21 protein-coding genes are annotated in these 26,625 nt (G+C 65.7%); 1 reads left to right on the top strand and 20 read right to left on the bottom strand.

Going from position 1 to position 26,625, the window contains the following annotated elements:
* Positions 1-55: 55 nt before the first annotated feature.
* The 13 genes from I3J27_RS12995 to hydA all read right to left on the bottom strand — a co-directional run bounded on the left by I3J27_RS12995 (position 56) and on the right by hydA (position 15,637).
* Entirely contained in the window at positions 56-1,048 is a 993-nt protein-coding gene (locus I3J27_RS12995; RefSeq protein WP_270169712.1) for an ABC transporter ATP-binding protein, read from the bottom strand.
* Positions 1,045-2,034: an ABC transporter ATP-binding protein gene (locus I3J27_RS12990; RefSeq protein WP_270169710.1), complete on the bottom strand. Its 990-nt coding sequence runs from the start codon at positions 2,032-2,034 to the stop codon at positions 1,045-1,047. Before I3J27_RS12990 ends, I3J27_RS12995 begins: the two co-directional genes overlap by 4 nt.
* A 19-nt stretch (positions 2,035-2,053) precedes the next feature.
* Entirely contained in the window at positions 2,054-2,977 is a 924-nt protein-coding gene (locus I3J27_RS12985; protein WP_270169708.1) for an ABC transporter permease, read from the bottom strand.
* A complete protein-coding gene (locus tag I3J27_RS12980) occupies positions 2,974-3,915 on the bottom strand; it encodes an ABC transporter permease (protein WP_270169706.1) in 942 nt (313 codons plus the stop codon). The genes I3J27_RS12985 and I3J27_RS12980 overlap by 4 nt, the downstream gene beginning before the upstream one ends.
* A gap of 17 nt (positions 3,916-3,932) precedes the next feature.
* Positions 3,933-5,537: an ABC transporter substrate-binding protein gene (locus tag I3J27_RS12975; protein ID WP_270169704.1), complete on the bottom strand. Its 1,605-nt coding sequence runs from the start codon at positions 5,535-5,537 to the stop codon at positions 3,933-3,935.
* Positions 5,538-5,678: 141 nt separating this feature from the next.
* A complete protein-coding gene (nikE, locus tag I3J27_RS12970) occupies positions 5,679-7,349 on the bottom strand; it encodes a nickel ABC transporter ATP-binding protein NikE (RefSeq protein ID WP_270169702.1) in 1,671 nt (556 codons plus the stop codon).
* Complete coding sequence (locus I3J27_RS12965) at positions 7,346-8,194, bottom strand: ABC transporter permease (RefSeq protein ID WP_270169700.1); 849 nt, start codon at positions 8,192-8,194, stop codon at positions 7,346-7,348. Before I3J27_RS12965 ends, nikE begins: the two co-directional genes overlap by 4 nt.
* The gene (locus tag I3J27_RS12960; RefSeq protein WP_270172725.1) at positions 8,191-9,225 is read right to left on the bottom strand and encodes an ABC transporter permease; all 1,035 of its coding nucleotides are present in this window, start codon (positions 9,223-9,225) and stop codon (positions 8,191-8,193) included. The genes I3J27_RS12965 and I3J27_RS12960 overlap by 4 nt, the downstream gene beginning before the upstream one ends.
* Positions 9,226-9,253: 28 nt before the next feature.
* Positions 9,254-10,873: an ABC transporter substrate-binding protein gene (locus I3J27_RS12955; RefSeq protein WP_270169698.1), complete on the bottom strand. Its 1,620-nt coding sequence runs from the start codon at positions 10,871-10,873 to the stop codon at positions 9,254-9,256.
* Between the two features lie 119 nt (positions 10,874-10,992).
* Positions 10,993-12,429, bottom strand: coding sequence for an NAD(P)-binding domain-containing protein (locus I3J27_RS12950; RefSeq protein WP_270169696.1), 1,437 nt, complete (start codon positions 12,427-12,429; stop codon positions 10,993-10,995).
* Positions 12,426-13,175: an SDR family oxidoreductase gene (locus I3J27_RS12945; protein ID WP_270169694.1), complete on the bottom strand. Its 750-nt coding sequence runs from the start codon at positions 13,173-13,175 to the stop codon at positions 12,426-12,428. The genes I3J27_RS12950 and I3J27_RS12945 overlap by 4 nt, the downstream gene beginning before the upstream one ends.
* Position 13,176: 1 nt before the next feature.
* The gene (locus I3J27_RS12940) at positions 13,177-14,151 is read right to left on the bottom strand and encodes an NAD-dependent epimerase/dehydratase family protein (RefSeq protein ID WP_270169692.1); all 975 of its coding nucleotides are present in this window, start codon (positions 14,149-14,151) and stop codon (positions 13,177-13,179) included.
* Between the two features lie 16 nt (positions 14,152-14,167).
* Complete coding sequence (hydA, locus tag I3J27_RS12935; protein ID WP_270169690.1) at positions 14,168-15,637, bottom strand: dihydropyrimidinase; 1,470 nt, start codon at positions 15,635-15,637, stop codon at positions 14,168-14,170.
* Between the two features lie 56 nt (positions 15,638-15,693).
* Here hydA and I3J27_RS12930 point away from each other — a divergent pair, with 56 nt between their 5' ends.
* Complete coding sequence (locus tag I3J27_RS12930) at positions 15,694-16,356, top strand: aspartate/glutamate racemase family protein (RefSeq protein ID WP_270169688.1); 663 nt, start codon at positions 15,694-15,696, stop codon at positions 16,354-16,356.
* Here I3J27_RS12930 and I3J27_RS12925 read toward each other — a convergent pair.
* From I3J27_RS12925 to pdxR, 7 genes are all read right to left on the bottom strand, one after another.
* Positions 16,353-17,006 carry a flavin reductase family protein gene (locus tag I3J27_RS12925; RefSeq protein ID WP_270169686.1) on the bottom strand — a complete coding sequence of 218 codons (654 nt, stop codon included), beginning with the start codon at positions 17,004-17,006 and terminating at the stop codon, positions 16,353-16,355. The two genes, I3J27_RS12930 and I3J27_RS12925, sit on opposite strands and share 4 nt — an antisense overlap.
* Positions 17,007-17,011: 5 nt before the next feature.
* On the bottom strand, positions 17,012-17,944 hold the full coding sequence (locus I3J27_RS12920) for an N-carbamoyl-D-amino-acid hydrolase (RefSeq protein WP_270169684.1): 933 nt from the start codon (positions 17,942-17,944) through the stop codon (positions 17,012-17,014).
* A 103-nt stretch (positions 17,945-18,047) separates the two neighbouring features.
* A complete protein-coding gene (locus tag I3J27_RS12915; RefSeq protein ID WP_270169682.1) occupies positions 18,048-19,661 on the bottom strand; it encodes a long-chain-fatty-acid--CoA ligase in 1,614 nt (537 codons plus the stop codon).
* Positions 19,662-19,726: 65 nt separating this feature from the next.
* Entirely contained in the window at positions 19,727-21,022 is a 1,296-nt protein-coding gene (locus I3J27_RS12910; RefSeq protein ID WP_270169679.1) for a class-III pyridoxal-phosphate-dependent aminotransferase, read from the bottom strand.
* A 10-nt stretch (positions 21,023-21,032) separates the two neighbouring features.
* A complete protein-coding gene (locus I3J27_RS12905) occupies positions 21,033-22,613 on the bottom strand; it encodes a hydantoinase B/oxoprolinase family protein (protein ID WP_270169677.1) in 1,581 nt (526 codons plus the stop codon).
* A complete protein-coding gene (locus tag I3J27_RS12900) occupies positions 22,610-24,619 on the bottom strand; it encodes a hydantoinase/oxoprolinase family protein (protein ID WP_270169675.1) in 2,010 nt (669 codons plus the stop codon). Before I3J27_RS12900 ends, I3J27_RS12905 begins: the two co-directional genes overlap by 4 nt.
* Before the next feature lie 427 nt (positions 24,620-25,046).
* Positions 25,047-26,594, bottom strand: coding sequence for a MocR-like pyridoxine biosynthesis transcription factor PdxR (gene pdxR, locus I3J27_RS12895; protein ID WP_270169668.1), 1,548 nt, complete (start codon positions 26,592-26,594; stop codon positions 25,047-25,049).
* Positions 26,595-26,625: the final 31 nt, after the last annotated feature.

Here is a 26,625-nt window from a genome sequence, read left to right as displayed (position 1 = left end):
TCATCGCAAATTGCCGCTGCTCCCCTCCATCCAGACCCGACGCAAGCACAGAGGACTATCCGCTCATCGCCGCCGCGCCGTCCTCGAGGTGACACGCCACCCACTGCTCGGGTCCGGTTGCACGCAGCACCGGCTCCTCGGTGCGGCAGCGGTCGAAGACGAGCGGGCAACGGGTGTGGAAGCGGCATCCCTTCGGCGGATTGATTGGGCTCGGCACGTCGCCCTTGAGGATGATCGGGTTGCGGTGGGCACCGGGCTCGGGCAGTGGCACGGCCGAGAGCAACGCCCTGGTGTAGGGATGCTTTGGCGCAGCAAAGATCTCCTGTCGCGGCGCCACTTCGACGATCTTGCCGAGATACATCACCGCAACGCGGTGGGTCATGTGCTCGACGATCGCAAGGTCATGGCTGATGAACAGCAGCGCGAGGCCGAACTCGCGCTGGAGATCCTGCAAGAGATTGACGATCTGCGCCTTGACCGAGACGTCGAGCGCGGAGACGGCCTCGTCGCAGACGATCAGCTCGGGCTCGGCCGCGAGCGCCCGCGCGATGCCGATGCGCTGACGCTGGCCGCCGGAGAATTCGTGCGGCCTGCGGTTGAGCGCCTCGCGCGGCAGCCGCACCGTGTCCATAAGTGCCGTGACGCGCGTTTCGAGATCGGCCGCGGACTTCGCGAGGCCGAAATTGCGGATCGGCTCGGCCAGGATGTCGCGCACGCGCATGCGCGGATTGAGGCTCGAGAACGGGTCCTGGAACACCACCTGAACGCGGCGGCGCATCTGGCGCATCGTGCTCGGCGCGGCGTCGTCGATCCGCTGGCCGTCGAGAATGACCTGCCCCGCGGTGATGTCGAACAGCCGCAGGATCGCACGGCCGACCGTCGACTTGCCGCAGCCAGACTCGCCGACCAGCGACAACGTCTCGCCCTTCGCGATCTCGAAGGAGACGCCGTCGACGGCATAGACCCATTCGGACTTGCGCCCGAACAGGCCCCTGTTGACCGGAAAATGCTTCTTGAGGTCGTTGACCTGGAGCAGCGGAGGACTCATGCCGCGACGGCCCCCTTGGCAGCATAGTGGCAGGCGGCGACGTGGCGTGGGCCCTTTTCTTCGAGCCCCGGCGCATATTGGCGGCAGAGATCTGTCGCGAGCGCGCAGCGACCGGCGAAGACGCAGCCGATGATCGGCTTGCGGAGATCGGGTACCTGCCCGGGAATCTCAGCCAGACGCCGCGCGGTGCCTGTCAGCGAGGAACCTAGGCGTGGCACGGCGCCGAGCAGGCCCTGCGTATAGGGATGCCGCGGCGAGCGAAACAGCTCGGCCACCGGCGCCTCCTCGACCTTGCGGCCGGCATACATCACCATGACGCGCTCGGCGATCTCGGCGACGACGCCGAGATCGTGGGTGATCAGGATGATGGCGGCGCCGACCCGCTGCTTCAGGCCCAGCATCAGCTTCAGGATCTGCGCCTGGATCGTCACGTCGAGCGCGGTGGTCGGCTCGTCCGCAATCAGGAGTTTTGGATTGCAGGCGAGCGCGATGGCGATCATGACGCGCTGGCGCATGCCGCCGGAGAGCTGGTGCGGATATTCGCGCACGCGCCGCTTCGGCTCGGGAATGCCGACCAGCGTCAGCATCTCGATCGCGTGCGCCTCGGCGGCCGCCTGGTCGAGGCCCTGATGGATCATCAGCGTCTCGCGGATCTGGCGGCCGACGGTCAGGACCGGGTTGAGGCTCGTCATCGGCTCCTGAAAGATCATCGAGATGTCGTTGCCGCGAATGGCGCGCATCTCGCGATCGGACAGTTGCAGCAGGTCCCGGCCCGCAAAGCGGATCGTGCCTGCGATCTTGCCCGGCGGCTCCGGGATCAGCCGCATCAAGGACATCGAGGTCACCGACTTGCCGCAGCCGGACTCACCGACGATGGCGAGCGTCTCGCCTTCGTTGACCTGAAAGGACACGCCGTCCACCGCGCGGTTGATGCCGCCGGGGGTGCGGAAATGGGTCTGGAGGTTCTCGACTTCGAGCAATGCCATCACGATCAGCCTCGCAGCATCAGAGGCTCTTGGCCATGCGCGGATCGAGCGCATCGCGAAGGCCGTCGCCGAGCAGATTCACCGCGAGCACGGTGACGGAGAGGAACGCCGCCGGGAAGAACACGATGTAGGGCTTGACCTGCCACAGCGCGCGGCCCTCGGCCATGATGTTGCCCCAGGACGGAATGGTCGGCGGCGTGCCCGCACCGATGAAAGACAGGATCGCCTCCGTGATCATGGCGCTGGCGCAGATGTAAGTCGCCTGCACCAGCATCGGCGCCAGCGTGTTGGGCAGGATATGGCGCAAGATGATCATCGGCGTGCGCGTGCCGCAGGCCACGGCCGCGTCCACATAGGGCTGCTCGCGCAGCGACAGCACCACACTACGGACAAGACGAGAAACCCTCGGGATCTCGGCGATGGTGATGGCCAGGATGACGTTGCCGACGCTGCCGCGCGTGAGCGCCATCAGCGCGATCGCCAGCAGGATCGGCGGAATCGACATCAAGCCGTCCATGAAGCGCATCAGGATGCCGTCGGCCCAGCGGACGAAGCCGGAGACGATGCCGATCGCCAGACCCGCCGCGGACGCGAGGATCGCAACCGACAGGCCGACCGTGAGCGAGACGCGGGCGCCGAACATCACGCGCGAATAGATGTCGCGGCCCAGCACGTCGGTGCCGAACCAGTAAAGCGCGGACGGCGCGCGTGTCCGCTTGGCCGGCGCAAGTGCCGTCGGATCGACCGTCCATAGATACGGCGCAAAGACCGCAATCAGAACCAGCGTCAGCAGCAGTGCACCGCCGATCGCGACCGTGGGATGGCCGCGCAAGAGACCAATGAAGCCGCGGCGGATCGTGACCGGCCGCTGGATTTCAGGCAGTTGCGGCGCGAGAACGAAGCCGGCCGGCAATGCTTGCGGGTTGACGGTCATATCGGTCAATAGCGGATCCTCGGGTCAACGAGCGTATAGATGACGTCGATCATCAAATTGACGAGGACGTAGACGAAGCTGAACAGCAGCACGATGCCCTGGATGACGGGATAGTCGCGGCGCAGGATCGCGTCGATCGTGAGCCGGCCGAGGCCGGGGATCGCGAACACGCTTTCGGTCACGACCGCGCCGCCGATCAGGAGCGCGATGCCGATCCCGATCACGGTCACGATCGGCACCGCCGCGTTCTTGAGCGCGTGGATGAACAGGATGCCGCCCTGCCCCATGCCCTTGGCGCGCGCCGTGCGGATATAGTCCTGCTGCAGGACTTCGAGCATGGTGGCGCGGGTGATGCGCGCGACCAGCGCGATGTAGACGCAGCCGAGTGCGATCGCCGGCAGGATCAGGTTTTCCAGCCACGGCCAGAAGCCCTGCGTGAGCGGCGTATAGCCCTGCACCGGAAGCCACTCGAGCTCGAGCGCGAAGATATAGGCGAGCATGTAACCGACCACGAACACCGGCAGCGAGAAGCCGAACACGGCGAAGGCCATGATGGCCCGGTCGATCAGGCTGCCGGCCTTCCACGCCGCCACCACGCCGAGCGGCACCGCGACCACGATCGTGAGCAGCAGCGTGATGATCATCAGCGACAGCGTCGGCCCCAACCGCTGCCCGATCATGGTCGAGACCGGCAAATTGGTGAAGATCGAGGTCCCGAGATCGCCGTGCAGGATGCGCCAGACCCAGCTTCCGAACTGGATCAGGAAGGGCCGGTCGAGGCCGAGACTCTGGCGAATGCGCTCCACATCCTCCGGGCTTGCCTGGTCGCCCGCGATCACCACGGCGGGATCACCCGGCGCGATGTAGAGCAGGCTGAACACGAACAGCGCGACGATCGCCATCACTGGCAAGGTCGCGACGATGCGACGGAGGATGTAGGAGAGCATCTGGCCTCAACGCACGATCATGCGGACTTCGTCACGCCCCAGAAGAACGGCAGCGGCCCCTTGGTGATGCCGGAGACGTTCTTGCGCCAGGCCGTGTAGGTCAGGAAGAAGCCGGTCGGCGCATAGACGACGTCCTCGATCGCCGCCTTGTTGACCCGCCCGATCGCCGCCTTCTCTTCGTCGAGATTCTTGGCGTCGAACCAGGACGTGATCTCCTTCTCGGTATTCGGGCTGTTGGGCCAGCCGAACCAGGCCTTGTCACCATTGGCGCGGATGGCGGTGTAGGCGGCCGGCGTGATGCAGTCGGCGCCGGCATGCCAGCTGTGGAACATATTCCAGCCGCCCTGGCCCGGCGGCGTCTTTGCCGCGCGGCGGGAGCCGACCGTGCCCCAGTCGGTCGCGACGAAGTCGACATTCATACCGAGCTTCTTGAGCAGGTCGGCGGTGACGTCGCCCTGCGCCTTGGTGATCGGCTGATCCTGCGCAACGAGGCACGTCACCGGCTGGCCGGAATAGCCGCTCTCGGCGAGCAGCTTCTTGGCCGCGTCGAAATCGCGCTTGCCCTTGAGAATTTCGCCGCCCATGTCGCTGTAGAGCGGGGTGTCCGGCGTGAAGAAGCCCGGCAGCGACTTCCATAGCGCGTCGTCGTCACCGACGATCGCGCGCATATAGTCTTCCTGGCTCAGCGCCATCAGCACCGCGCGCCTTGCCCGCACGTCGTTAAACGGCGCGAACAGATGGTTCATGCGGAACGAGCCGATATTGCCAAGGGGATCGCCGATATCGACGCTGATGTTCTTGTTCTTCTTCAGCACGGGCACGAGATCGGCGATCGGATTCTCCCACCAGTCAACCTCACCGTTCTGCAAGGCCGCGGCCGCAGTGGCGGGATCCGGCATCACCAGCCACTCGACGCGATCGACCAGGATCTGCTTGCCACCGGCCAGCCACGACGCCTTCTCCTGCCGCGGCACGTAATCGGCAAATTTCTCGAACACCGACTTGGCGCCGGGGACCCATTCACTCTTGGCGAACTTCATCGGCCCAGAGCCGACATACTCGGTGATCTGCTTGAACGGATCGGTCTTCGCGATGCGCTCGGGCATGATGAAAGAGCACGGCGCGTTGTTCTTGGCGAGCGCGTAGAGCATTTTCGGGAAGGGCTGCTTCAAGACCCATTTGAAGGTGCGGTCGTCGACGGCGGTCAATTCCTGCTGGATCGCAATGATCATCAGGCCCATCGGATCGCGCGCGGCCCAGCGCGACAGGCTCGCGACGACGTCCTTGCTGAGCACCGGCTCGCCATCATGGAATTTGAGGCCCGGGCGCAGCTTGAACGTCCAGGTCTTGCCGTCGTCCGAGGTCTCCTCGGACTCGACCATCTGACGCTGCGGCTGAAGCTTCGCGTCGATGCCGTAAAGCGTATCCCAGACCAGCGCGGCGGCATTGCGCACGACGTATTGCGTGCCCCAGATGGGGTCGAAATTGGCGAGATTGGCCTGCGGCACGAAGCGCAGCGTGCGGGCCGAAGCGCCCTGTGCGATCGCCGGGGCCGAGAGGCCGCCCGACAATGCCAGACCGCCTGCGCCGGCCAGCCCCTTCAATACGGTCCTGCGATCCATGACGTCCTCCCAGTAATGCCGTGATACCGGCCATCGTTGGCCAAAGGCAGGTGAAACCAGAGCCCATTGGCGTGCAAATGGTATGCCACTAATAGGGCCTTCGCCAGCGGGATCTCACCATCATTTTGGTCCGCCAGGCCGTCAAAGCGCGGCCACCAATGCCGGCCCGGTCTCGATATGGGGGATCGCCTCGACCAGCTTGCGCGTGTAGTCGGTTTTCGGATTATCGAACAGCGCCCGGCTCTCCCCCTGCTCCACGATGCCGCCGTTGCGCAGCACGATGGTGCGGTCGCAGAGCATGCGGACGACGTTGAGGTCGTGGCTGACGAACAGCAGCGCGATGTCGTTCTCGCGCCTGAGACGATCGAGCAGTTGCAGCACCACCGCCTGCACGGAGACGTCGAGCGCGGCGGTCGGCTCGTCCAGCACGAGAAGCCGCGGCCGGCAGGCGATGGCGCGGGCGATGCCGACGCGGGCCTTCTGGCCGCCGGAAAGCTGGTGCGGAAAGCGCGGCAAGAGGTCCAGCGGCAGGCCCACCCGCTCTGCACACTCTTCCACTCGCTTGCGCAGCGCGTCGCCCGCACGCAGGCCGCCGAGCCGCATCAGGGGATGGGCGATGCAGTCGAACGCCGCAAAGCGCGGGTTGAGGCTCTCGTTCGGGTCCTGGAAGACCATCTGGATGTCCTTGCGCAAGGGCGAGCGATGAAAGTCGCGCGATGCGACATGACCGATCGACTGCCCGTCGAACACGATGTCGCCTTCGCTCGGATCGATCAGCCGGCAGATCATCCGCGACGTCGTGCTCTTGCCGGAACCGGACTCGCCGACGAGCCCGACGCTCTCGCCGCCGGCCATCGTCATGGAAAAATCCGCTACCGCCGCGGAGCCCTCATCAAAACGCTTGGCGAGCTTGCGGACCTCCAGCAGCGGCGGCGTGCCGTGCGGAAGCTCTTGTCGGGGCTTGCTGATAACGGCCGCGTGGCGCTCCCGCTCCTCCTCCGTGACGAGATCCTCGATCCGGGACGTCGCTGTCGGCGATGCCGCCACGAGGCGCCTCGTATACGCGTGCTGCGGCGCGCTGAAGAGCGCCTTGGGGCTCGCCTCCTCGACGATGCGGCCGCGCTCCATCACGGCGATGCGGCGGCAATAGCGGGCGGCGAGCCCGAGGTCATGCGTGATCAGGATCGTCGCCATGCCGCGCGCGGCAGCAATATCTGCGAGCAGATCCATCACCACCTTCTGCGTGGTGACGTCGAGGCCGGTGGTCGGCTCGTCCGCGATCAGCAGCGCGGGATTGCAGGAGATCGCGATCGCGATCATGACGCGCTGGCACATGCCGCCCGAAAGCTCGTGCGGATAGGCATTCATCCGGGTTTCGGGATCTCGGATCTGGACGGCGCGCAGCAGGTCCAGCGCCTCGGCGCGCGCGGCGTCTTTCGATATCCGCTTGTGGGTGAGGATCGCGTCCGCGATCTGCAACCCGATCGCACGGATCGGGTTCAGTGCCGCCCGCGGATTCTGGAAGATCATGGACATGGCAGCGCCCTGGAGCTGACGGAGGTCATCGCCCCGGAGCTTCGTCACATCCTGCCCGCGAAACAGGATTTTTCCGCCGGTGACGCGCCCGGCCGCATCCAGCAGCCGCGTGGTCGCAAAGCCGGTGACCGATTTGCCCGAGCCGCTCTCGCCGACGAGGCCGAGCATCTCGCCCTTGTTGACGGAGAGCGTCACGCCGCGCACGGCCTCGACCATGCCGCGCCGCGTCGAGAACGCGACGTAGAGGTCGTTGATCCCCAGCAGCTCCTCGCTCATGTGCGCATCCGGGGATCGAGAATGTCCCGCATCCCGTCGCCGAGGAGATTGAAGCACAACACCGCCATCATCAGCGCGAGGCCCGGAAAGGCCACCAGCCACCAGCGCCCGGTCGAGATGAAGCGCGCGCCTTCCGCGACCATGATGCCCCATTCCGGCGTCGGCGGCTTGACGCCGAGGCCGATGAAGGACAGGCCGGCAGCATTGAGGATGGCCCAGCCGAGATTGAGCGAGATCTGCACCGCCATCGCCGGCAGGATGTTCGGCAGCAGGAAGCGCAGCACCACCGAAAAATGGCTCTCGCCGCAGGCGCGTGCGGCTTCGACCCAACCGACATTGCGGCGGACGTTCACCTCGGCCCGCGCGAAGCGGATGTAGAAGGGCAGATTGATGATCGCGGTCGCGATCACGATGTTCTCGATCCGGTTGCCGAGCGCGGCGACCATCGCCATCGCCAGCACGAACAGCGGAAACGCCATCATGACGTCGACGAAGCGGCCGACGCCGCGATCGAGCCTGCCGCCGGCATAGCCGCAGAACGCCCCGACGACCGCGCCGATCACGAAGGAGATACCGACCGCGGAGACGGCGATGGCAAGATCAAGCCGCGCCGCGATGACGAGGCGGCTGAACACGTCGCGTCCGAGCTGGTCGGTGCCGGCCAGATGCGCCGCGCTTGGCGGCTGCAGGGCCTCCGAAACGTTAGAGACCACGGGATCGTAAGGCACGATCCACGGCCCGAAGATCGCGAGCAGAACGAACACCGCGACGCCGGCCGCGGCAACCGCCGTGAGCGGATTGCCGCGCAGGATCCAGACCGAATGGCGGAGCGTCGCACTGGTCATCCGATCGACACCCTGGGATCGGCGATGCCGTAGCAGATGTCGACCACGAGGTTGACCAGGACGAACAGGGTGGCCATCAGCAGGACGAAACCCTGCACCGGCGCATAGTCGGAGGACAGCAGCGCATCGAGCGCGTAGGAGGCAACGCCCGGCCAGGAGAACACCTTCTCCACCAGCACATTGGCGCCGAGCATGGTCGAGAACACGATGCCGGCGATGGTGATGACGGGCAGGATCGCGTTCCGGAGCGCATAGGTGACGACCACCTTGCGCCAGGACAATCCGACCGAGCGCGCGGTGCGCACGAAATCGCTGCCGAGCGAGACCAGCATCGAGGCCCGCGTGATCCGCGCCAGCGGCGCGATCACGAACAACGCCATGCTCACCGCCGGAAGGATCAACTGCCTGCAGGCGGCCCACCAGCCCTCGACGTCACCGGCGAGCAGGAAATCGATCGACAGGAATCCGGTGCGTGACGGCGGCAGCGAGGTGAAGACGTCGATGCGCCCCGTGGGATCGGGCGCGAGCCCGAGCATATAGTAGAAGACATAGATCAGCAGCAGGCCCGAGACGAAGGTCGGCACGCAGACGCCGAGCGCGCAGAACAGCCGCACGCCGTGATCGACCACCGATCCCGGCTTCAAGGCCGCGACGACGCCGAGCGGCACCGCAAAGATCAGCGCGATCAGGAGCGCGGTGAAGGTGAGCTCCAGCGAGGCCGGCAGCCGTTCGCGCAAATCCTTCAGCACCGGCTGCCCCGTCATCATGGAGCGGCCGAGATTGCCGCGGCCGATGTCGGAGAGATAGAACACGAGCTGCTCCGGCACCGACCTGTCGAGCCCCATCTGCTTGCGGATCTGCTCGATCTCCTCCTTGCCGGCGTTGGGCCCCGAGGCGAAGAACACCGCGGGGTCGCCGGGCAGGACGCGCATCAGGAGAAAGGTGAAGACCAGCACACCGAACAGCGCCGGCAGCGACGACAGCAGCCGCCTGCCCGCACGCACCATCGTTGCACCAAGACTGGTCTTCACCATTCAGAGCTCCCCGCGTTCGACGCTATCACTTGCGGCTGACGTCGCGATAGTCGATCTGACGGTGGAACTCGTAGGTATAGCCCTCGACCGACGCCGCCATCACCGCATCCTGGTTCGGCTGCCACAGCATGATCTGCGGCATCAGATCGAAATGCATCGCGTTGAGCTTGCGGCCGGCCTCCTCGTACTTGGCCTTATCCGGCTCGAAACGGGCGCCCTGCGCGATCTCAGCCAGTTCCGGATTGTTGATCGAGCTGTAGTTCCAGCGCTGATTGCCGGTGTAGAAGTTGCGGTAGAAGTAATCGGTTGAGGGCAGCCAGGCGACGATGCCCTCGGTGTAGAACGGCAGCTTCTTCTCGTTGATCTGCGTCGACATCTGCGCATCCGGCAGCTTCTGGATGTCGACCTTGATCCCGATCTTGCCAAGCGATTCCTTCACCAGCGCAGCCATCGGCTCCGCTGTCGACGACTGGCCGACGTTGAAGCTGAAGGTGGTCGAGAAGCCCTCGGGCAGGCCCGCGGCCTTGAGATATTCCCTCGCCTTGTCGAAGTCGAGCTTCACCGGCTGCTGGAACGGGTAGATGCCGTTCAGCGGCTTGCCGTCAGGCCAGCTTGCGCCGAACAGCGGCGCGCCGCGGCCGAACATAGCGGCCTTGAACATGTCGTCATAGGGCAGCGCGTAAGCGATGGCGCGGCGCACATTGACGTTGTCGAACGGCGGAATCTGGTTGTTCATCGAGACGTAGGTGATCGCGTTGTATTGCGGCGTCGAGATCACCTTGAGCTTGCCCTTGGCTTCCAAGGACTGCACGTCGCTGGCCTGGAGGTCGACGACGAGGTCGGCATCGCCGCGCTCGACGAGGTTGGCGCGGGTCGCCGGCTCCGGCACCGACTGAATGATCACGCGCTTGAAGAAAGCCGGTTTGTTCGCCGTGCCGCGATTCCATGCCTCATCGCGCTTGAGGATCACCTGCTCGCCGGGCTTGAAGGTCTCGACCACATAGGCGCCGCTACCGGCGGTGTGCTCCTTCAGCCATGCGGTGGCCCAGGGATCATCCGTCGTCGCGTGCTCTTTTGCCAGTTTCGAGTTGATGATCATCGGGTAGACGGTGGCGAGATTAGGCAGCGCGAGCTTGTCGGGTTTTGGAAGTGTCACCTCGATGGTGAGGGGATCGATCACCTTGAACTGGTCGGCCGAGGTCAACGAGCCCGTCAGCAGCTGCGCCTTGCCGAGGATCGGCGCGGTGACGCAGCGATCGAGCGACCACTTCACGTCGTCCGCCGTGACAGGCGAGCCGTCCTGGAATTTTGCGTCCTTGCGCAGGCGGAAGGTGAGCTTCAAGCCATCGGGGCTGACGTCGTAGGATTCAGCGAGCTCGCCGGTGATCGTGTCGAGATCGAACACCCATTTGCCGTTGAGCTGCTTGCGGCCGAACGCCACCAGCCGGTCGTAGGTGCTCATGCTCAGCGCAAAGGACTCGCGGGTCGAGCCGGGGATGTTGGGATCGAGCGTGTTGACCGCCGAGCCGGTCACATAGCGTAACGTCTCCGCCCTGGTTTGTGCCTGCGACGGCGCAGTGGCGATGAGCAACAGCGCGGTGGTTGCGAGGACAGAGGCCGCGGGCCTGAAAGACACAAAACGCATTGGTTTTCCCCAAGATTTCGACTGGAAAAGCCGGCAAGGCAGGTCGAGAAAGAAGCAATTTGCGCGCCAATCCCATGGGACGCTTCTGTGGGCACTTGGTCGCCGCGGCGCATGGATCATCATCGCTGCTCCCCCATTGTTCGCGCCGGCCGCGCAACCACGGCCTGCGGCACGTCGTAGGCGCCAAGCGAGGCCCAGTGCCGTTCGACATCGGCGCGAAACAGGCCGCGCGTCAGGCCATTCACCAGCTTCGGCACCGCGGTCGTCATCGCGTTGATCGACGATCCCGACGGGCCAAAGCTCATGGTCGAGGCGATGGCGAACAGATGGATGTCTTGGATCCACGGCGTCTCTCCCTGCACGCGTTCGGTGAAGGCGTAATCGTCGGCGAGATAGGGAAAGCGACCGAGTCGCGCGTTGCGCTCGTTTTCCGGCGGCTGATAGCGATCGGCCCAGGTCGCGATATTGCCGGCAAATCTTGAGAGTTCGCCGCGACCGGAAAACTTCATGTCGATGCCGGTGCCGCAGATGACGAAATCCGCCATGACCATGCCACGCGGCGTCTGCAATGCGACGCCGCCAGCGGTTTGACGCACGGCTTCGAGCGGCGCGCCCTCGTGCAATGTGAAATTGGCATGACGCGCACAGCGGTCATAAGTCGCTTGCGGAAATCCCTCGCGCATTTCAAGGATCTTGCGCATGAAGCGCCAGCGCCAGGCATCGTCGAGATCGCTGAGATGGCGCAGGAAGCCGCGAAAGGTCAGCCAGCGATAGGGCTGGATCACCTGGATCTGGACGCGGCGGCACAGCAGATGCACGTGCGCGGCGCCGGCTTCCAGCGCAGTCGCGGCATTGTCGAAGGCGGAGGCGCCGGCGCCGATCACGGCGACGCGCTTGCCACGCAGGCTTTCGAAGTCGATATCGTCGGCAACGGTTGCGACCGAGCCCGCCGGCAGATCGCGCAGCGGCTCGGGGATCATCCAGTCACCCATGCCCTCCTGCCCCGTCGCCAGCACGATCTTGCGAGCGTAGAACGTCTCGGCACCAGCCGCATGCTTCACGCGTGCAGCGAGCAAGCCATCGGATGCAGGCGCGATCTCCATCAGCTCGCAGCGATTGGCCACCGGCAGACCGATCGCCCGTCGCAGCCAGAGCAGATACTCCGCCCAATGCTCGCGCAGGATCAGGCTGAGCTGTTGCCAGCTCTCCTTGCCGAAGCGGGCCTCGTGCCAGGACTGGTAAGTCAAGCTCGGGATATCGAGGTCCGGCCCCGTATAGTCCTTTGGGCTGCGCAGCGTCGGCATGCGGGCATAGGTGAGCCAGGGGCCCTCCTTCCCCTTTTCGGCCTTGTCGATCAGAAGGAAGTTGCTAACGCGCGAGCGCATCAGACCAAAACCGATGGCAATGCCGGACTGGCCGGCGCCGATGATGAGCACGTCCAGCGCGACGTTGCCGTCCGGTCCCGTCTTGGGTTCGAGCCATGCGGCGCCGGGATGCGCGATCCTGGCGAGATCGGCGCGAACGTCGGCTTCAAGCTGTGCCAGCGCGTCACTCATGCCGCGAGCCACCCTCCATCGACCACCATCACGGTGCCGGTCGTGAACGAAGACGCATCGCTGGCGAGATGCAGCGCGGTCTGCGCGATCTCCTCCGCCTGGCCGAACCGTTTCATGGCGTGGCGGTTGCGGGAGGCCTCACGCACCTCGTCCGAATTGGCGTGACGGGCAAAGCTGCGGCGAAGCATCGGCGTGTCGATCGCGCCGGGTGCGATCGCGTTGACGCGAATGCCGTCGGTCGCGAAATCCACCGCCATGGTGCGCGTCAGGCTGACGATCGCGCCCTTGGCGGCGATATAGGCGCTGTTGCCCTTGCCGCCGGCGATCGCGAGCTGCGAGGCCAGCGTGATAATCGAACCCTTCTGCTGCCGCTGCATCTGCGGCACCGCCGCCCGCGCCCACAGCCAGGTGCCGCCGACATTGGCGCGGAACACCGCGTCCCAGTCTTCCGGGCTCGTCGTCAGCACCGTGCCGCCGCAGGAGAAGCCCGCCGCGGTCATGAGGATATCCAGCCGGCCGTGGCGCGCCACGACATCGCCGACGACGGTCTCGGCGAAAGCGGCGTCGCCGACGTCACCGACATGCGTCGTGGCCTCGCCAGTCAGGCTCAGCGTTTCCTCAAGGCCCGCGGCATCGCGATCGACCAGAGCGAGACGTGCGCCCTCCTCTGCGAACAGCTTCGCGCTGGCGCGGCCGATGCCCGAGCCGGCACCGGTGATGATGGCCGTGCGTCCCTGAAGCCGCATCTCAGATCCACTCCTTGTGCTGCTTCAGCCAGGCGCTCATCGCCGCGGCAGACTTGGCACCGCCGAACCGCGCGCGCCAGCCGAACTCGTCGGCCATCCGCGTCACCGACAGCGGCGCGCGATGGGAGCCATGCAGCTTGATGACAGTCTTCTCGCCGGGTGCGGCGAGCCGGCACTCCAGACCGGGATTTAACGCCGCAAACGCCTCACCCCATTGCAGCGCAGGCCACAACCCGCCGCTGGAGATGTTGTAGAGCCGGTGACGCGGCCGCTCGGCTTCGATGACGAGCGCCACGGCTTCGGCTGCATCCGGCGCGTAAATCCAGTCCCTCATGCCCGGTTCAGGCAGCACCGCCGGCTCGCCGCGGGCGAATGCAGCCAGAATTTGATACTGAAGGCTCGGTGTGTCGCGCACCGAACTGGGGCGCTCCCACGGACCGAACACCGCGCTCAGCCGCACGCTCAGGAAATCGCCGCCGAAGAGTTCGGCATGGCGCGCGACGGAACGCTCCGAGGTGAACTTGCTGATCGCATAGAACGAGACCGGATCGCAGGGCGTCTCCTCGTCCAGGATTTCGACCCGCGCGCCCGCGGCGCCGTAGGCCGATGCCGACGAGAGGTTGACGACGCGACGAACGCCATGGCGGATCGCGGCGAGCAGGATCGGGATCTGTGCCATGACGTTGATCTCGAGAACGCGCGCAGTCGAGGCACGCTCGAGTTCGTCGCCGGCGGTGATGGCCGCACCGAGCACGATCGCATCAACGCCTTCGGCGATGAGGCCGTCGATGGCGTCTGCGTCGGTGACATCGCCCTGCACGGCCTTGAGCCGTGCGCCGTAATCGGCAAGCGATCGTCGCGCGGCCGGCGGCAACTCAGCGCGGTCATACAGCGTCACGTCGTGGCCGCGCGCGAGCAGCGCCTCTGCAACATTGAGGCCCACAAATCCGGTGCCGCCGAAGATCAGGACCTTCATCGCGCGCGATCCACCATCACAGCAGTTTTGCTCCAAAGTTCCGCTCGGGATCCATGTCCGCGACAAGCCGGCCGGTGGGCTTTGCCGCCTCGCCGCCGCTGCGCGCGAGGAATTTGCCGCTGCCGGCAGGCGCGAGGCACTTGTTGCCGTCGATGATGACGCGGCCGCGCGACAGCACCGACACCGGCCAGCCCTTCAGCTTGCGGCCGGCGAACGGCGTGTAGCCGGCGAGATCGTGCATCATCTCGTCGGCGATCACGGTCTCGCGGTCGGGATCCCAGATCGCGATATCGGCATCGGCGCCGACGGCGATCGAGCCCTTGCGCGGATGCAGATTGTAGATTTTTGCCGGCGCGGTCGACGTCAGCTCGACGAATTTCTCCAGGCCCAGACGCCCCTTCGACACCATTGCGTCGAACAGCAGCGGCAGCCGCAACTCCAGCCCCGGCAGGCCGTTCGCGACCTGCTTGAAGTTCGGGTTGGGCCCGGCGCGCAGCTTGCCGGTTTCGTCGTAGCGATACGGCGCGTGATCCGACGAGATGGTCTGGAGATCGCCGAGCGACAGCGCCCGCCACAGCGCCTCCTGGTCCGCATGCGTCCGCGGCGGCGGGCTACACATCCACTTGGCGCCTTCCGCGCCGGGCTTGTCGAGGTCAGCGGCCGTGAGGAACAGATATTGCGGACAGGTCTCCGCAAACACCTTCAGCCCCTGCCCGCGCGAGTCGCGGATCACCTTGGCGCCTTCGGCGGTCGAGACATGGAAGATCATGATCGGCTGGTCGATCAGTGCCGCCATGCCGATCAACCGGGTGAAGGCCTCGGCCTCCGACACGCGGGCGTGGCTGACGGCGTGGTATTTCGGCATCGTGTAGCCGCGCGCGAGCAGCCGCTTCACCATCCAGGCGATGATGCCGTGGTTCTCCGCATGCGCACACAGCATCGCACCGGACTGGCGCGCGGCGAGGAGAATATCGAGCAGCGGCTCGTCGTCGACCTTGAGCCGGTCATAGGTCATGAAGATCTTGATCGACGCATGGCCCTGCTTCACCAGCGCCGGAATATGCTCCTCGACCGTCTCTTTGGTGGCATCAGCGATGATCATGTGGAAGGCATAATCGATCACGGCGCCCTTCTTTGCGAGCGCGTGATAATCCTCCACCACCTGCGGCAGCTTCATGCCGACATGCTGGGCCGCGAACGGGATCACCGTGGTGGTGCCGCCGAACGCCGCAGAGACGGTCGCGCTTTCAAAGGTGTCGGCATTCATGATGCCAGCGGCGGACAGCTGCTCGATATGCGCGTGGCTGTCGACGCCGCCGGGCAGCACCAGCTTGCCGCGCGCGTCGATCTCGCGCTTGGCGGACGAAAGGCCCTTGCCGATGGCGGCGATCGTCTCGCCGGAGATGGCGACATCAGCCTCGAACACGTCGGTGATGGTGGCGACTCGGCCGCCGCGAATGATCAGGTCGTAAACTGGTTCAGTCATGAGGCACTCCATGATAGCCTGCCGCCAAGTGATCGCCCTTTTGCAGGAAGACCATCATGTCCCGGCCGCGCATTCTCGTCATCAATCCGAACTCCAACCCCGCGGTCACGCAAGGACTGGAAAACGCGTTGAAGCCGCTCGGTTTCGAGGAGGGCCCGGAACTGGTCTGCCAGACGCTGGCCGAGGGGCCGTTCGGCATCGAAAGCCAGGCCGACGTCGACGGCGTCGCCATGCCGCTGCGAAAGCTGGTCGAACGCGACAACAGCTCGGCCGCATTTGTGATTGCCTGCTACAGCGACCCCGGGCTTCAGGTCTGCCGCGAGGGCACCGACCGGCCGGTGTTCGGCATTGCCGAGTGCGGCGTGCTGACGGCGCTGGCCCGCGCCGAGACGTTCGGCGTCATCGCGATCGCGCAGCGCTCGATCCCGCGCCACATGCGCTACCTCAGGCAGATGGGACTGACCGAACGCCTCGCCGGCGAGCGGCCGCTCAATATGAGCGTTGCTGAAACCGCTTCGGGCGAAGGCACGCTCGCAAAAATGATCGAAATCGGCCGCGCGCTGCGCGACGAGGACGGTGCGCGCGCCATCGTGATGGGCTGCGCCGGCATGGCACGGCACCGCCGTCCGCTCGAAGACGCGCTCGGCATTCCCGTGATCGACCCGACACAGGCGGCCGTCACCATGGCGCTGGGTACGGTGCGGTTCTCGGCTCACTAGGCGTCCTTCAGCTCTTTTGTGCGCGCGAGCCATTGCGCATGGCTCTCGCGCGCAAGCGCAAACGTCTCCCGCTGCGTCGTGTAGAGATTGCCAAACATGCGGCCGATCGGCCGGTAGGCGTCGAGATCGACATACATGTTGGCTTCGTCGACGAGGCCCTCGCGGGCATGAATCCGCAAGACTTCGCCGACCAGGAGCTCCCGATCTGGCGAGAAATTCAGCACGACGTGGCGGCGGCATTCGAGCGCAAAGGGCGCAGCGGCGAGGCGCGGCACCTTCACGTCGGTTGAAGGAAGCGTCGCAAGCCCCGTCGCCGCGACCTCACTGTCCCCCGACGGGAAATCGACCGCGCAATCGTTCATCGCGCCCGACAGCGCCTCGTCGACCATGTGAACGACGAACTCGCCGTCGCGATGGATATTGCGGGTCGTGTCCTTCGGCGAGTGATCCGGCTTGTGCTGGAGCCCGAGCACGATCAGCGCGGGACTCTCGGAGAACACGTTGAAGAAGCTGAACGGCGCGGCATTGACCGCCCCGTTCTCGTCCAGCGTCGTCACCAGCGCGATCGGCCGCGGCACCACCACGCCGCAGAGCAGCTTGTAGCGGTCGCGCGGATCGAGCTCGCGCAAGGATATGCCTTGATCCGCCATCGGCGTCACCTCTCCGGTGGCGGCACCGCGCCGGTCTGGCTGGTGATCAGGCCGTAATGCTCGATGCGGCGGTGCTGCGAAAAATTGAAGATCGTGGTCTTCCCGAAGGTCGTCGCGTCGAGGTCGCAGGGATGAACCAGAAGCTCGTCCTCCTCAGTCTTCGCTTCGGCGACAATCTCGCCATTGGGATCGACGATCAGGCTGCCGCCGAACAGCGGATGGCCATCCTCGTCACCGGCCTTGGCCACCGCAACCACCCAGGTCGCATTCTGATAGGCGCCGGCCTGCACGGATAAGCGATTATGGAACAGCCGCTTCTCGACGCCCTCCTCACTCTTCTCCGCATTCACCGACGGCGTGTTGTAACCGATCAGCACCATCTCGACGCCCTGCAAGCCCATCACGCGGTAGGTCTCGGGCCAGCGGCGGTCGTTGCAGATGGCCATGCCGATGATGCCGCCGAGCTCCCGCCAGACCTTGAAGCCGAGGTCGCCCGGCTCGAAATAGCGCTTCTCCAGATGCTGGTGCGAGCGCTTGGTGTCGTACTCCACATGGCCCGGCAGATGGACCTTGCGATATTTGCCGACGATCTTGCCGGACTTGTCGGTGAGGATGGCGGTGTTGAAGTGATGGCCGTCGGGCGTCAGCTCCGCATAGCCGAAATTCATGGCTATCTGATGCTGCGCCGCACGCTCGAACAGCGGCTTCGTTGCCGCGTTCGGCATCTCGCGCTCGAACCAGATGTCGAACTCGGCGCGGTCCTCCGCGTACCAGCGCGGAAAGAATGTCGTCAGCGCCAGTTCCGGATAGACGATCAGATCGGCGCCCTTTGCTTTCGCCTCGTCCATCAGCGCGATCATGCGCTTGACCACGGCCTCGCGGCTATCGGCCTTCTGGATCGGGCCCATCTGGGCGGCGGCGACATTGACGATACGCATCAGCGAGTTCCTGATTGATTGGCGAGGCTGGGGATTGCTTCAGGGGCGTGTCGGCGCGTGCAGCATAACGCGGTCTTGCGCCATTTTTCCAGCCAAGCAGCTTTCATGCCGTCCGCCCCCATTCGGCGTCCTGCAACAGCCGCCAGTTGATCTTGTTGCTTGCGGTGCGCGGCAGCTCGTCGACGAAGACGACGGCGCGCGGCGCCTTGTAGCTGGCCATCGCGCCGCGCGCCCACCCGACGATGTCGTCCGCGGACGTCGTCGCGCGAGCGGCTTCATCGAGCACCACCAGCGCCTTGACGGTCTCGCCGCGATAAGTGTCCGGCGACGAGACGATGCAGCATTCCCGGATGGCGCGGTTCTGGTACATCGCCGCCTCGACCTCGGCCGGCCACACCTTGAAGCCGCTGACATTGATCATCCGCTTCAGGCGGTCGACCGCGAAGAAATAGCCTTCGGCGTCGCGGTAGCCGAGATCGCCCGTGCGCAGGAACCGTTTTCCGGAGCGCTCGATGAAGGATTCGGCGTTGGCCTGCAGCCTGTTCCAATAGCCTTGCAGCACCTGCGGCCCGTGCACGACGATCTCGCCAACGACATTGTCGTCGAGCTCGATCAGGCTCTCGGGGTCGACGACCCGCGCATCAGTCTCGTGCACGGCAATGCCGAGACACTGCCGTTTGGGAGCTGCCATCGGATTGATGTGCGTCGGCGACATCGTCTCGGTCATGCCGTAACCCTCGACGAAATCGAGGCCGAAGCGGCTCTTCAGCCGCTCGGCCACAGCCGTCGGCATCGCCGCGCCGCCACCGGTGAGCACTTTCAGCTTCGCAAAACAACGGTCGCGGAACCGGGCGCTGGCGAGCACGTCCACGATCATCGTCGGCGCCGCGTTCCAGAAGGTCACGCCATAGGTCTCGAACAGATCCGGTAGCAGATCCCTGTCCCAGCGTGCCATCAGCAGCAGCGTGGCGCCGGTGACGACGGCAGCATTCATCGAGCCCTGCATGCCCGCGACGTGGAATAGCGGCATGAAGCCGGTCATCACCTCGCTTCCATCCAGCCTGTACCAGCGCGCCTGCAGGACGGCGGTGAACAGCGCGCTGCGGTGGGCGTGCATGCAAGCCTTGGGCTTGCCCGTCGTGCCCGAGGTGTAGGGCAGGATCATGAGGTCGTCTGGCCCGGCGGTCATCGCATTTGGCCGCAAGCCCTGCGCGATCGCGGACGGCCAGGAATGCCAGCCCGGCGACGACGGCACCTCCGAGGGCGCATCGGTGACACAGGATGGCAGCGTATAGGGCGTGGCGGCCGGGACTTCGTCGCGATACTGTGCGACGATCGCATGGGTGATGGCCTCGCCCACCAGCGGCGCAAAGACCTCGCCCAGCTCGCTGCCGATGATCGCGACCCTGGCCCCGCTGTCCTCGGCAAGATACGCGATCTCGGCGGTCTTGTTCATGGGATTGACCGGCACGATCACCGCATCCGCCCGCATCACCGCATAATAGGCGATGACATATTGCGGCGAGTTCTGAAGCGCGATCATGACGCGGTCGCCGCGCCTCACGCCGCAAGCGTGTTGCAGGAAGCCAGCCAAAGCATCGACCCGCGCGCGCAGTTCGGCATAGCTCAGGCTGGCGCCGTAGAACACTGTGGCCGGATGCGAGGGCCGCTCTTGCGCGGCGCGTGCCAAGGCGTCGTACAGCGTTCCCTCGGGCATCGCGAGATGCCAGGACTCATCCGCCGGCCAGGCCGGAGATCGATGGGGCGCTGTGTGATCCGCGCTCACCCGTGCTCCGCGTCGGCGATGTCGAGACCGTGGTCGAGCGCGTCCAGCAGCCATTCGGCCTCGTGCTCGGAGATCACGAGCGGCGGCGCCAGGAACAGCGAGGTCTGCTCGCCGCTGGTGCCAATGACCGCGCCGGCCTCCAGCGCCCGCTCCGCCACGCGCGAGGCGATCGGCACCTCGGTGGTGTCGGCATGCCAGGTGCGCCAGTCCGGACCGTGCAGTTCCACCGTCCAGTGCAACCCCTGCCCCGCCACGCGTTGCACGCTGGGATGCTTCTGCGCGATCGCAAGCAGGCGGCGGGTGAACAGCTTTTCCAGGCGCTTTACATGCTCAAGGATCTTCTCTTCGGAAACGACCTTCAGATAGGCGCTAACGGCGGCCATGCTGATGGGATGGCCACGCAAGGTGCCGTAGTTCTGCCAGCTCGAACCCTTGAGCCGCTCGACGATGTCTTTCGACACCACGACGGCTGCGACCGCGGCCGCGCCGCCGCCGAGCGACTTTCCGAGCGTCACGATGTCGGGTCGGCTTTGCGCCCCCTGAAACGCGAACCAGCGCCCCGCGCGTCCCGCGCCGGTCACGACCTCGTCCGCGATCCAGTACGAGCCCGTCTGCCGCGCGTACTTCGCCACCTCGTCCTGATAGGCACCGTCGTAGTAGATGCCGCCCTGCGTGTAGTCGATGATCGTCGCCGCGGTGTCCGAGAGCAGGCGTGTGGCATCCGCCAGATATTCGCTGGGCGGGGTGTTGTTGACTGGGCCGCCATAGATCGCGCCATCGGGTGCCGGCAAGATCCGCACCGGCGCCATCGGCGCCGGCAGCTTCGAGCCGCCCGCGTGGACCGCAAGCCCGCCGTGCCATTGCGGCTGCACCGTCATGCTGCGCGACAGGCCGGTGATGCCGTGATAGGCGCGCTCGCGCGTCGCCAGCGCCGATCGCTGCGTCAGCGCCTGGCAGAGCGAGAGAGCCATATCGTTGGCCTCGCTGCCGCTGATGCAGAAGCGCACAGCGCCGACCCAATCCTCCTCGCCATTGAACGCGGTCGCCATCAGGTCGTCGGCGGCCTGCTCGCGGCCGACCCAGGTCCACCCCTCGTTCACGACCGGCGTGTCCGCCGCGCGGCGGATCGCCTCCACCATCGCAGGGTGGCGATGGCCGAGCCCGCCGCCGGTGTTGCTGCCGTCGATCAGCTTGCGGCCATCGGACAGATGGAAGTAGACGCCCTCGCCGCCGACCACGGCCATCGGCGCGGCCTCGCCCGCATTCAGCCCGGTTCGCAACAATTTGCTCATCGCAGGTCCCTCACTCTGCAGCCGCGGCGCCGTAGCCGCCGCCGCCGCACATCTCGATCGTGACGAGATCGTCTTGCTGCAACACCAGATTCGATTTTCCGTCGATCGCGACGTTCGCGCCTTGCCGGACCAGTGAGATGCGGCAGGCCTTGCCGGCTTCGCCGCCTTGCATGCCGAAAGGTGCAATCACCATGCGCTCAATGCAGGTGGTCAGGTGCATCGACGGCGCGAGGATGCGATAAGTGCGGACGGAGCCGTCACCGCCGCGATGCGCGCCGGCGCCGCCGGATTGCCAGCGAATGGCCTGCTGCTCGAGCCGGATCGCGTAATTCGCCTCGATCACTTCGATCGGCGTGTTCGATGTATTGGACAGATGCACCCGCGTCGCCGACATGCCGGCGCGATCGTGCCGCGCGCCTTCGCCGCCGCCGTGGACCTCGTAGAGCATCTTCCACGAGCCGTTCGGCCGCGGTTCGGCGAAGAACAGCACGCCCGCCGTGGTGGCACCGCCGGCCGACAGCCGCTCAGGGATAGTGTCCTGCATCGCGCGAAAGATCGCATCGACGATGCGCATGGAGGTCTCGTGGTTGCCGGCGGCAACGGACGCCATCCAGCCCGGTTCCAGGATCGAGCCCGGGCGCGTGATGATGGTCAGGGGCCGGAGCGCACCCGCGTTCTGGTTCATGTCGCGCCCGCTCATGATGCGGGCGGCATAGGCGACGGCCGAGCGCGCCATGAACGGCGTCGTGTTGCAGAAGTTGGAGACGCGGTCGCAGCTTCCGGACAGGTCGAAAGTCGCCTCGTCGCCGCGAATGGTAATCTTGACGTGGATGCGCGCCGGCGCGTTGTTGACGCTGCCGTCGTCGAGATGGTCCTCGCCCTCGTAGACGCCATCCGGCAGCGCGCGGAGCGCTTCCCGCATCTCGATCTCGGAGAGATCGTGCAGGCGCGACTGCGTCGCCATGAACACCGCCTTGCCGTGCTCGCGGCAGAGCTCGACGATGCGCTTCTCGCCGGCCTTGGTCGCCGCGATCTGGGCGAGCAGGTCGCCTTCGCAGGATTCGGGATCGCGAACGTTGGCCTTGAGCAGCTCCACGATCGGCGCGCTGACGCCGGCCGCCGTCGCGATCAGCACCGGCGGAATCCGCATCGCCTCCTGGAACGTGTCGATGGCCTTGGCGAAATAGCTGCCGGGCCAGGTGCCGCCGATGTCGGGCCAATGCGCGAGGCTGACCGCGAACGCCACGATCTCGCCGTCGACGAAGACGGGCCGCACGACCTTGACGTCGTTGAGATGATTGCCGCCGAGCGCGCCGACATTGTAGATCACCACGTCGCCGTCGTTCAGGTTTTCGCGTGGCACCACCTTCAGCAGTTCGGGGATCGTATACGCCATCGCGCCGAGATGGATCGGGATGTCGCGGCCCTGCCCGACCAGGCCGCCATGACCGTCGGTGATCGCGGACGAGAGGTCGCCGGCCTCACGCAGCAGCGGCGATCGCGCCGAGCGCGTCATCACCAGGCTCATTTCCTCGGCCGCAGCGGAAAGCCCGTGCCTGATCACCTCGACGACGAAGGGATCGAGCTTCATGCCGCCCTCCGCGTCAGGAACAGATTGCCGGCGATATCAGGCTTGGCCTGCCAGCCGGGCGGCACGATCACGGTGGACCACGCGTCTTCGATGATCGCAGGGCCGCTGACGATGTCGGTCAGCGCGGCGCGATCGATGATGGCGGTTTCGGTCTCGTGGAGACCGTCGAACGAGCAGATCCGCTTGCCCGTGGACGCCGGCCTCGTCGCAGTCGCCGGCCGGCTCACGACGGTCGTCGACGGGCGGCGCGCCTGGACACGCACGGATTCGATGACGCAAGACTCGCTGGTCGCGTAGCCGAACAGCTCGTGATGCCGCCCCAAAAAGTCTTTCTCGAGCTTGGTGACATCCAGCGGCAGCGTGAACGGCACCGGAATGGCGTCGTTCTGTGCAGCGTAGCGCATCAGCGCGACAAGCTCGACCTGGATCTCGGCTTGCGCAACACCATTGGCGATCAGCGGCGCCGACGCATCGTCAATCAGCGTCCCGATCCGTTCCGACACGCGAACCAGATCAATGCCGTCGAGCGCGGCGCGCAGCGTCTGCTGCTGGAGGAAGCTGAAATCGGCGGTAAGACAGCCCAGCGCCGAGAACGCGCTCGACGCGCTGGGCACGACGACCTCCGAAATCCCGTAGAGATCGGCAAGGCCTGCGGCATGCATCGGGCCGCCGCCGCCGAAGGCGAGCAGCGTGCAATCGCGACCGTCGATGCCGCGCTCGACCGTGACGCGGCGGAGCGCGCGCGCCATCGTGGCGTTGGCAACCTTGATGATGCCGAGTGCGGTTTCGGTCAGGCTTAATCCCAGCGCCTGCGCGATCGGCGCGATGACGCGCCTGGCGGCCTCGATATCGATGCCGATGCGGTCGCCGAGCTTCGTCTCGGCATTGAGATAGCCGAGCACGGCATTGGCATCGGTGATGGTCGGGTCAGTGCCGCCGCGGCCGTAGCAGGCCGGGCCCGGCTCGGAGCCGGCGCTCTCCGGGCCCACCGTCAGGCCGCCGGAACCGTTGCGCACGATCGATCCGCCGCCGGCCCCGATCGAATGAACCGCGAGCATCGGCTGGCGCAGCGGCTTGTCGCCGAGCATGCGGCCGTCGGTCATTTCCGCCTGGCCGTCGACGATCAGGCAGACATCCGTCGTGGTGCCGCCCATGTCGAAGGTCAGCATCCGCGACGTCCCGAGCTGGCGCGCGATGCTGACCGATGCCGAGACGCCCGCCGCCGGGCCCGACATCGCCATCACCAGCGGCCGCCGCTTCACGGCGGAGATCGGCACCATGGCTCCTGCCGAATGAAACACCTGCAAGCCGGCACCGATCGGCAGCCGCTGCTCCAGTTCGCTGAGATATTCCACCGCGATCGGCATTGCGGCCGCGTTGAAGACGGTCGCTGAGGTCCGCTCATATTCGCGCGCCTCGGGATTGACCTCGTGCGACAGCGAGACATGGGCGACGACGTCCTTGAGCCGTTCGCCCAGCATCTTCTCATGCACCGGATTGGCATAGGCGTGGAGCAAAGCGACCGCGACGCTCTGTACGCCGGTCTGCTTTAGCCACGCCACCAGACGCTCGATCTCGGCGTCATCCAGCGCCTTCAGCACCCGGCCCTCGTGATCGAGGCGCTCGGCAAGCCCAAAGCAGCGTTCGGGCGGCACCAGGGGCGGCGATTTCGGGGGAATGTCGAGACGGTAGAGATCGCGGCGCCGATAGCGCGCGATCTCCAGCACGTCGGCAAAGCCTGAGGTCGCGACCAGCGCCACCTTCGGCAGCCGGTTCTCGACGATGGCGTTGGTGACGCGCGTGGTGCCGTGGACGAAGCGCTTGACCTCGATCTTGCGCAGGCCCACCGCCTCGATCGCCTCGAGCATAGCCTGAACCGGCGCCTGGGGCCGAGACGGCACTTTTGCGATCCGCGCCTCGTTGGAATCGCGCCGGAGGGCGATGATGTCGGTGAAGGTGCCACCGATATCCGTGCCGACTTCCCAGTGATGTTCGGAAGAGCTCATGTGCAGGCGTCAGCTACGCGTAACGTCCGAACCGGACGCGAGGTCCTTCCCATCCATCGCAACGACCAAAGCCAAACCGAGAGCGCTCATCATGCATCCCTTGTCATGCCACCGACTGAGAGCGTGCGACAGAGCGATGGGCTCGCGATAGGGCCAGAGTTGTCGCAAACCGCTAGGCCAGCAGGCCACCGGCATCGCGCGGTGCAGCATCGGCTGCACGTTTTGGTGCAGCACTGCCCGCACAGAGTGCACACGAGCGCGGATCGTTTCTCGCGAGAAAGGTGCAGTGCACCCTTGGATTCTTCGAGATAAATTGTGGCGCCCGCTGCACTGCAATCGGACGTCTAAAATGGTCTGTCTAATTTACAGGCGATTGAACGGCAGCGCGGAATATTCGGCTGCCTAGGAGCTATGCACGGCAGTCGGCTCAGCTTCTCTTTATTGTACGAACAGTCAGAGACGGTTTTGTCCGCGCGGATGGTGCGCTGCGGTCGCCGCTGCCGATGCAAGCCGCGATTCTCGCAAGCAGCGGCGCGGCATCCTCGACGTGCAGCCGCCCGTAGCCGAACACCAGGCCTTGCCGCGTCGGCGCTTCCAAAAAATTCTGCGACAGGGGTTGCACGTGGATGCCGGCCTGCTTCAGCACTGCGGCGGCCTCGCGGTCGCTCATCCGCGCCTGCATCGCGCCGGTGAACAGCGCCACCAGATGCAATCCGGTGACGGCGGAGGACACGATCAGATCGTCAGGCATCTGCGCGGCGATCGCATCGATCAGCGCCTTTCGCCTGCTGGCATAGATCCGCCGCATCCCGCGCAGATGCCGCAGCAGGTGCCCTTCGCGCATGAACTCCGCCAGCGCGAGCTGTCCGATGCCGGAGGTGTGCACGTCGATCCGCGCGCGGCCCTTGGAAAAGCCCTCGATGAAGTGCCGGTTCGCGACCATGTAGCCGAGCCGCAAATTCGGCATCATGATCTTCGAGAAGGTGCCGAAATAGATCACCCGCCCCTCGCGATCGAGCGAGCGCAGGGACGCGATCATGCTGTCCTGGTGCCTGAACTCCGAATTGTAATCGTCCTCGATCACCCAGACGTCGTTCTTGTTGGCCCAGTCCAGCAGCTCGAGCCGCCGCTCAAGGCCCATGCTGATGCCGAGCGGATATTGGTGCGACGGCGTGACCACGATCAGCTTCGCACGCGGCGCACGCCTGATACCCTCGGACACGATGAGACCTTTGTCATCGACCGGAATCGGAACGAGTTTTGCGCCGGCCGCCGTGAGCGCAAAGCGGGCCTCGATGAAGCCGGGCTCCTCGACCCAGACCTCGTCGCCGGGATCGAGGATCATCCGGCTGCAGAAATCCAGCGCGCCTGATGTACCGGACGTGACCACGACTTCCTCCGGCGAGCAGACCAGCCCGCGCACCGAGCCGAGAAAATTTGCGATCTCGCTGCGCAGCCGCGGATGCCCTTCGGACGGAAGATCGAGGCATTCCTGCTCTTTCGGGTTCTGCCAGCTCTGGCGCAGCAGGCGCGACCATTCCCTGAACGGGAACGTCGAGATGTCGGGCGCGCCGGGTGCGAACTCGGACGGCCAGTTGGTCTCGTAGTCGAAGGAAAGCAGAGAACGCCAGCGCTCTGACATATGCGCGGGCTTGGCTGCGGGCGATGTGGCGGACGGAGCCCCCACATGTGGTGCCGTGACGGACGCCACCATCACGCTGCCGCGCGGCGTCGACGCAAGATAGCCTTCGGCGTAGAGCAGATCCCAGGCGCTCAGCACCACCGTGCGCGAGCAGCCCAGTTCGCGCGCGATCTCGCGCGAGCCGAGGAATTGCGTTCCGGCCGGAAAGACACCACGCAAAATGCCGTCGCGGATATGGGCCGCGATCTGCAAATGCAGCGGCACAGCCGACGCCCGGTCGATATGCATCCCGGCAAGGGACACGCGCTTGCTTGGGTGACGGCTGTTGTCCATGTCTCGCCCGTCAGGCAAGGAGTTGTAGCTC

The sequence above is a fragment of the Bradyrhizobium xenonodulans genome, from assembly GCF_027594865.1.
Classification (GTDB): domain Bacteria; phylum Pseudomonadota; class Alphaproteobacteria; order Rhizobiales; family Xanthobacteraceae; genus Bradyrhizobium; species Bradyrhizobium xenonodulans.
The sequence above is the reverse complement of the archived record's forward strand: the minus strand, read 5'-3'. Positions and strand labels throughout refer to the sequence as shown.

Excerpts from the sequence above, each read along its gene's own strand:
- pdxR (WP_270169668.1), bottom strand. The coding sequence starts at position 26,594 with ATGGACAACAGCCGTCACCCAAGCAAGCGCGTGTCCCTTGCCGGGATG.
- I3J27_RS12925 (WP_270169686.1), bottom strand. The coding sequence starts at position 17,006 with ATGGCGGATCAAGGCATATCCTTGCGCGAGCTCGATCCGCGCGACCGC.
- I3J27_RS12930 (WP_270169688.1), top strand. The coding sequence starts at position 15,694 with ATGTCCCGGCCGCGCATTCTCGTCATCAATCCGAACTCCAACCCCGCG.
- I3J27_RS12915 (WP_270169682.1), bottom strand. The coding sequence starts at position 19,661 with ATGCCCGAGGGAACGCTGTACGACGCCTTGGCACGCGCCGCGCAAGAG.
- nikE (WP_270169702.1), bottom strand. The coding sequence starts at position 7,349 with ATGAGCGAGGAGCTGCTGGGGATCAACGACCTCTACGTCGCGTTCTCG.
- hydA (WP_270169690.1), bottom strand. The coding sequence starts at position 15,637 with ATGACTGAACCAGTTTACGACCTGATCATTCGCGGCGGCCGAGTCGCC.
- I3J27_RS12950 (WP_270169696.1), bottom strand. The coding sequence starts at position 12,429 with ATGAGTGACGCGCTGGCACAGCTTGAAGCCGACGTTCGCGCCGATCTC.
- I3J27_RS12905 (WP_270169677.1), bottom strand. The coding sequence starts at position 22,613 with ATGAAGCTCGATCCCTTCGTCGTCGAGGTGATCAGGCACGGGCTTTCC.
- I3J27_RS12965 (WP_270169700.1), bottom strand. The coding sequence starts at position 8,194 with ATGACCAGTGCGACGCTCCGCCATTCGGTCTGGATCCTGCGCGGCAAT.
- I3J27_RS12990 (WP_270169710.1), bottom strand. The coding sequence starts at position 2,034 with ATGGCATTGCTCGAAGTCGAGAACCTCCAGACCCATTTCCGCACCCCC.
- I3J27_RS12980 (WP_270169706.1), bottom strand. The coding sequence starts at position 3,915 with ATGCTCTCCTACATCCTCCGTCGCATCGTCGCGACCTTGCCAGTGATG.
- I3J27_RS12900 (WP_270169675.1), bottom strand. The coding sequence starts at position 24,619 with ATGAGCTCTTCCGAACATCACTGGGAAGTCGGCACGGATATCGGTGGC.
- I3J27_RS12940 (WP_270169692.1), bottom strand. The coding sequence starts at position 14,151 with ATGAAGGTCCTGATCTTCGGCGGCACCGGATTTGTGGGCCTCAATGTT.
- I3J27_RS12920 (WP_270169684.1), bottom strand. The coding sequence starts at position 17,944 with ATGCGTATCGTCAATGTCGCCGCCGCCCAGATGGGCCCGATCCAGAAG.
- I3J27_RS12910 (WP_270169679.1), bottom strand. The coding sequence starts at position 21,022 with ATGAGCAAATTGTTGCGAACCGGGCTGAATGCGGGCGAGGCCGCGCCG.
- I3J27_RS12995 (WP_270169712.1), bottom strand. The coding sequence starts at position 1,048 with ATGAGTCCTCCGCTGCTCCAGGTCAACGACCTCAAGAAGCATTTTCCG.
- I3J27_RS12975 (WP_270169704.1), bottom strand. The coding sequence starts at position 5,537 with ATGGATCGCAGGACCGTATTGAAGGGGCTGGCCGGCGCAGGCGGTCTG.
- I3J27_RS12955 (WP_270169698.1), bottom strand. The coding sequence starts at position 10,873 with ATGCGTTTTGTGTCTTTCAGGCCCGCGGCCTCTGTCCTCGCAACCACC.
- I3J27_RS12945 (WP_270169694.1), bottom strand. The coding sequence starts at position 13,175 with ATGCGGCTTCAGGGACGCACGGCCATCATCACCGGTGCCGGCTCGGGC.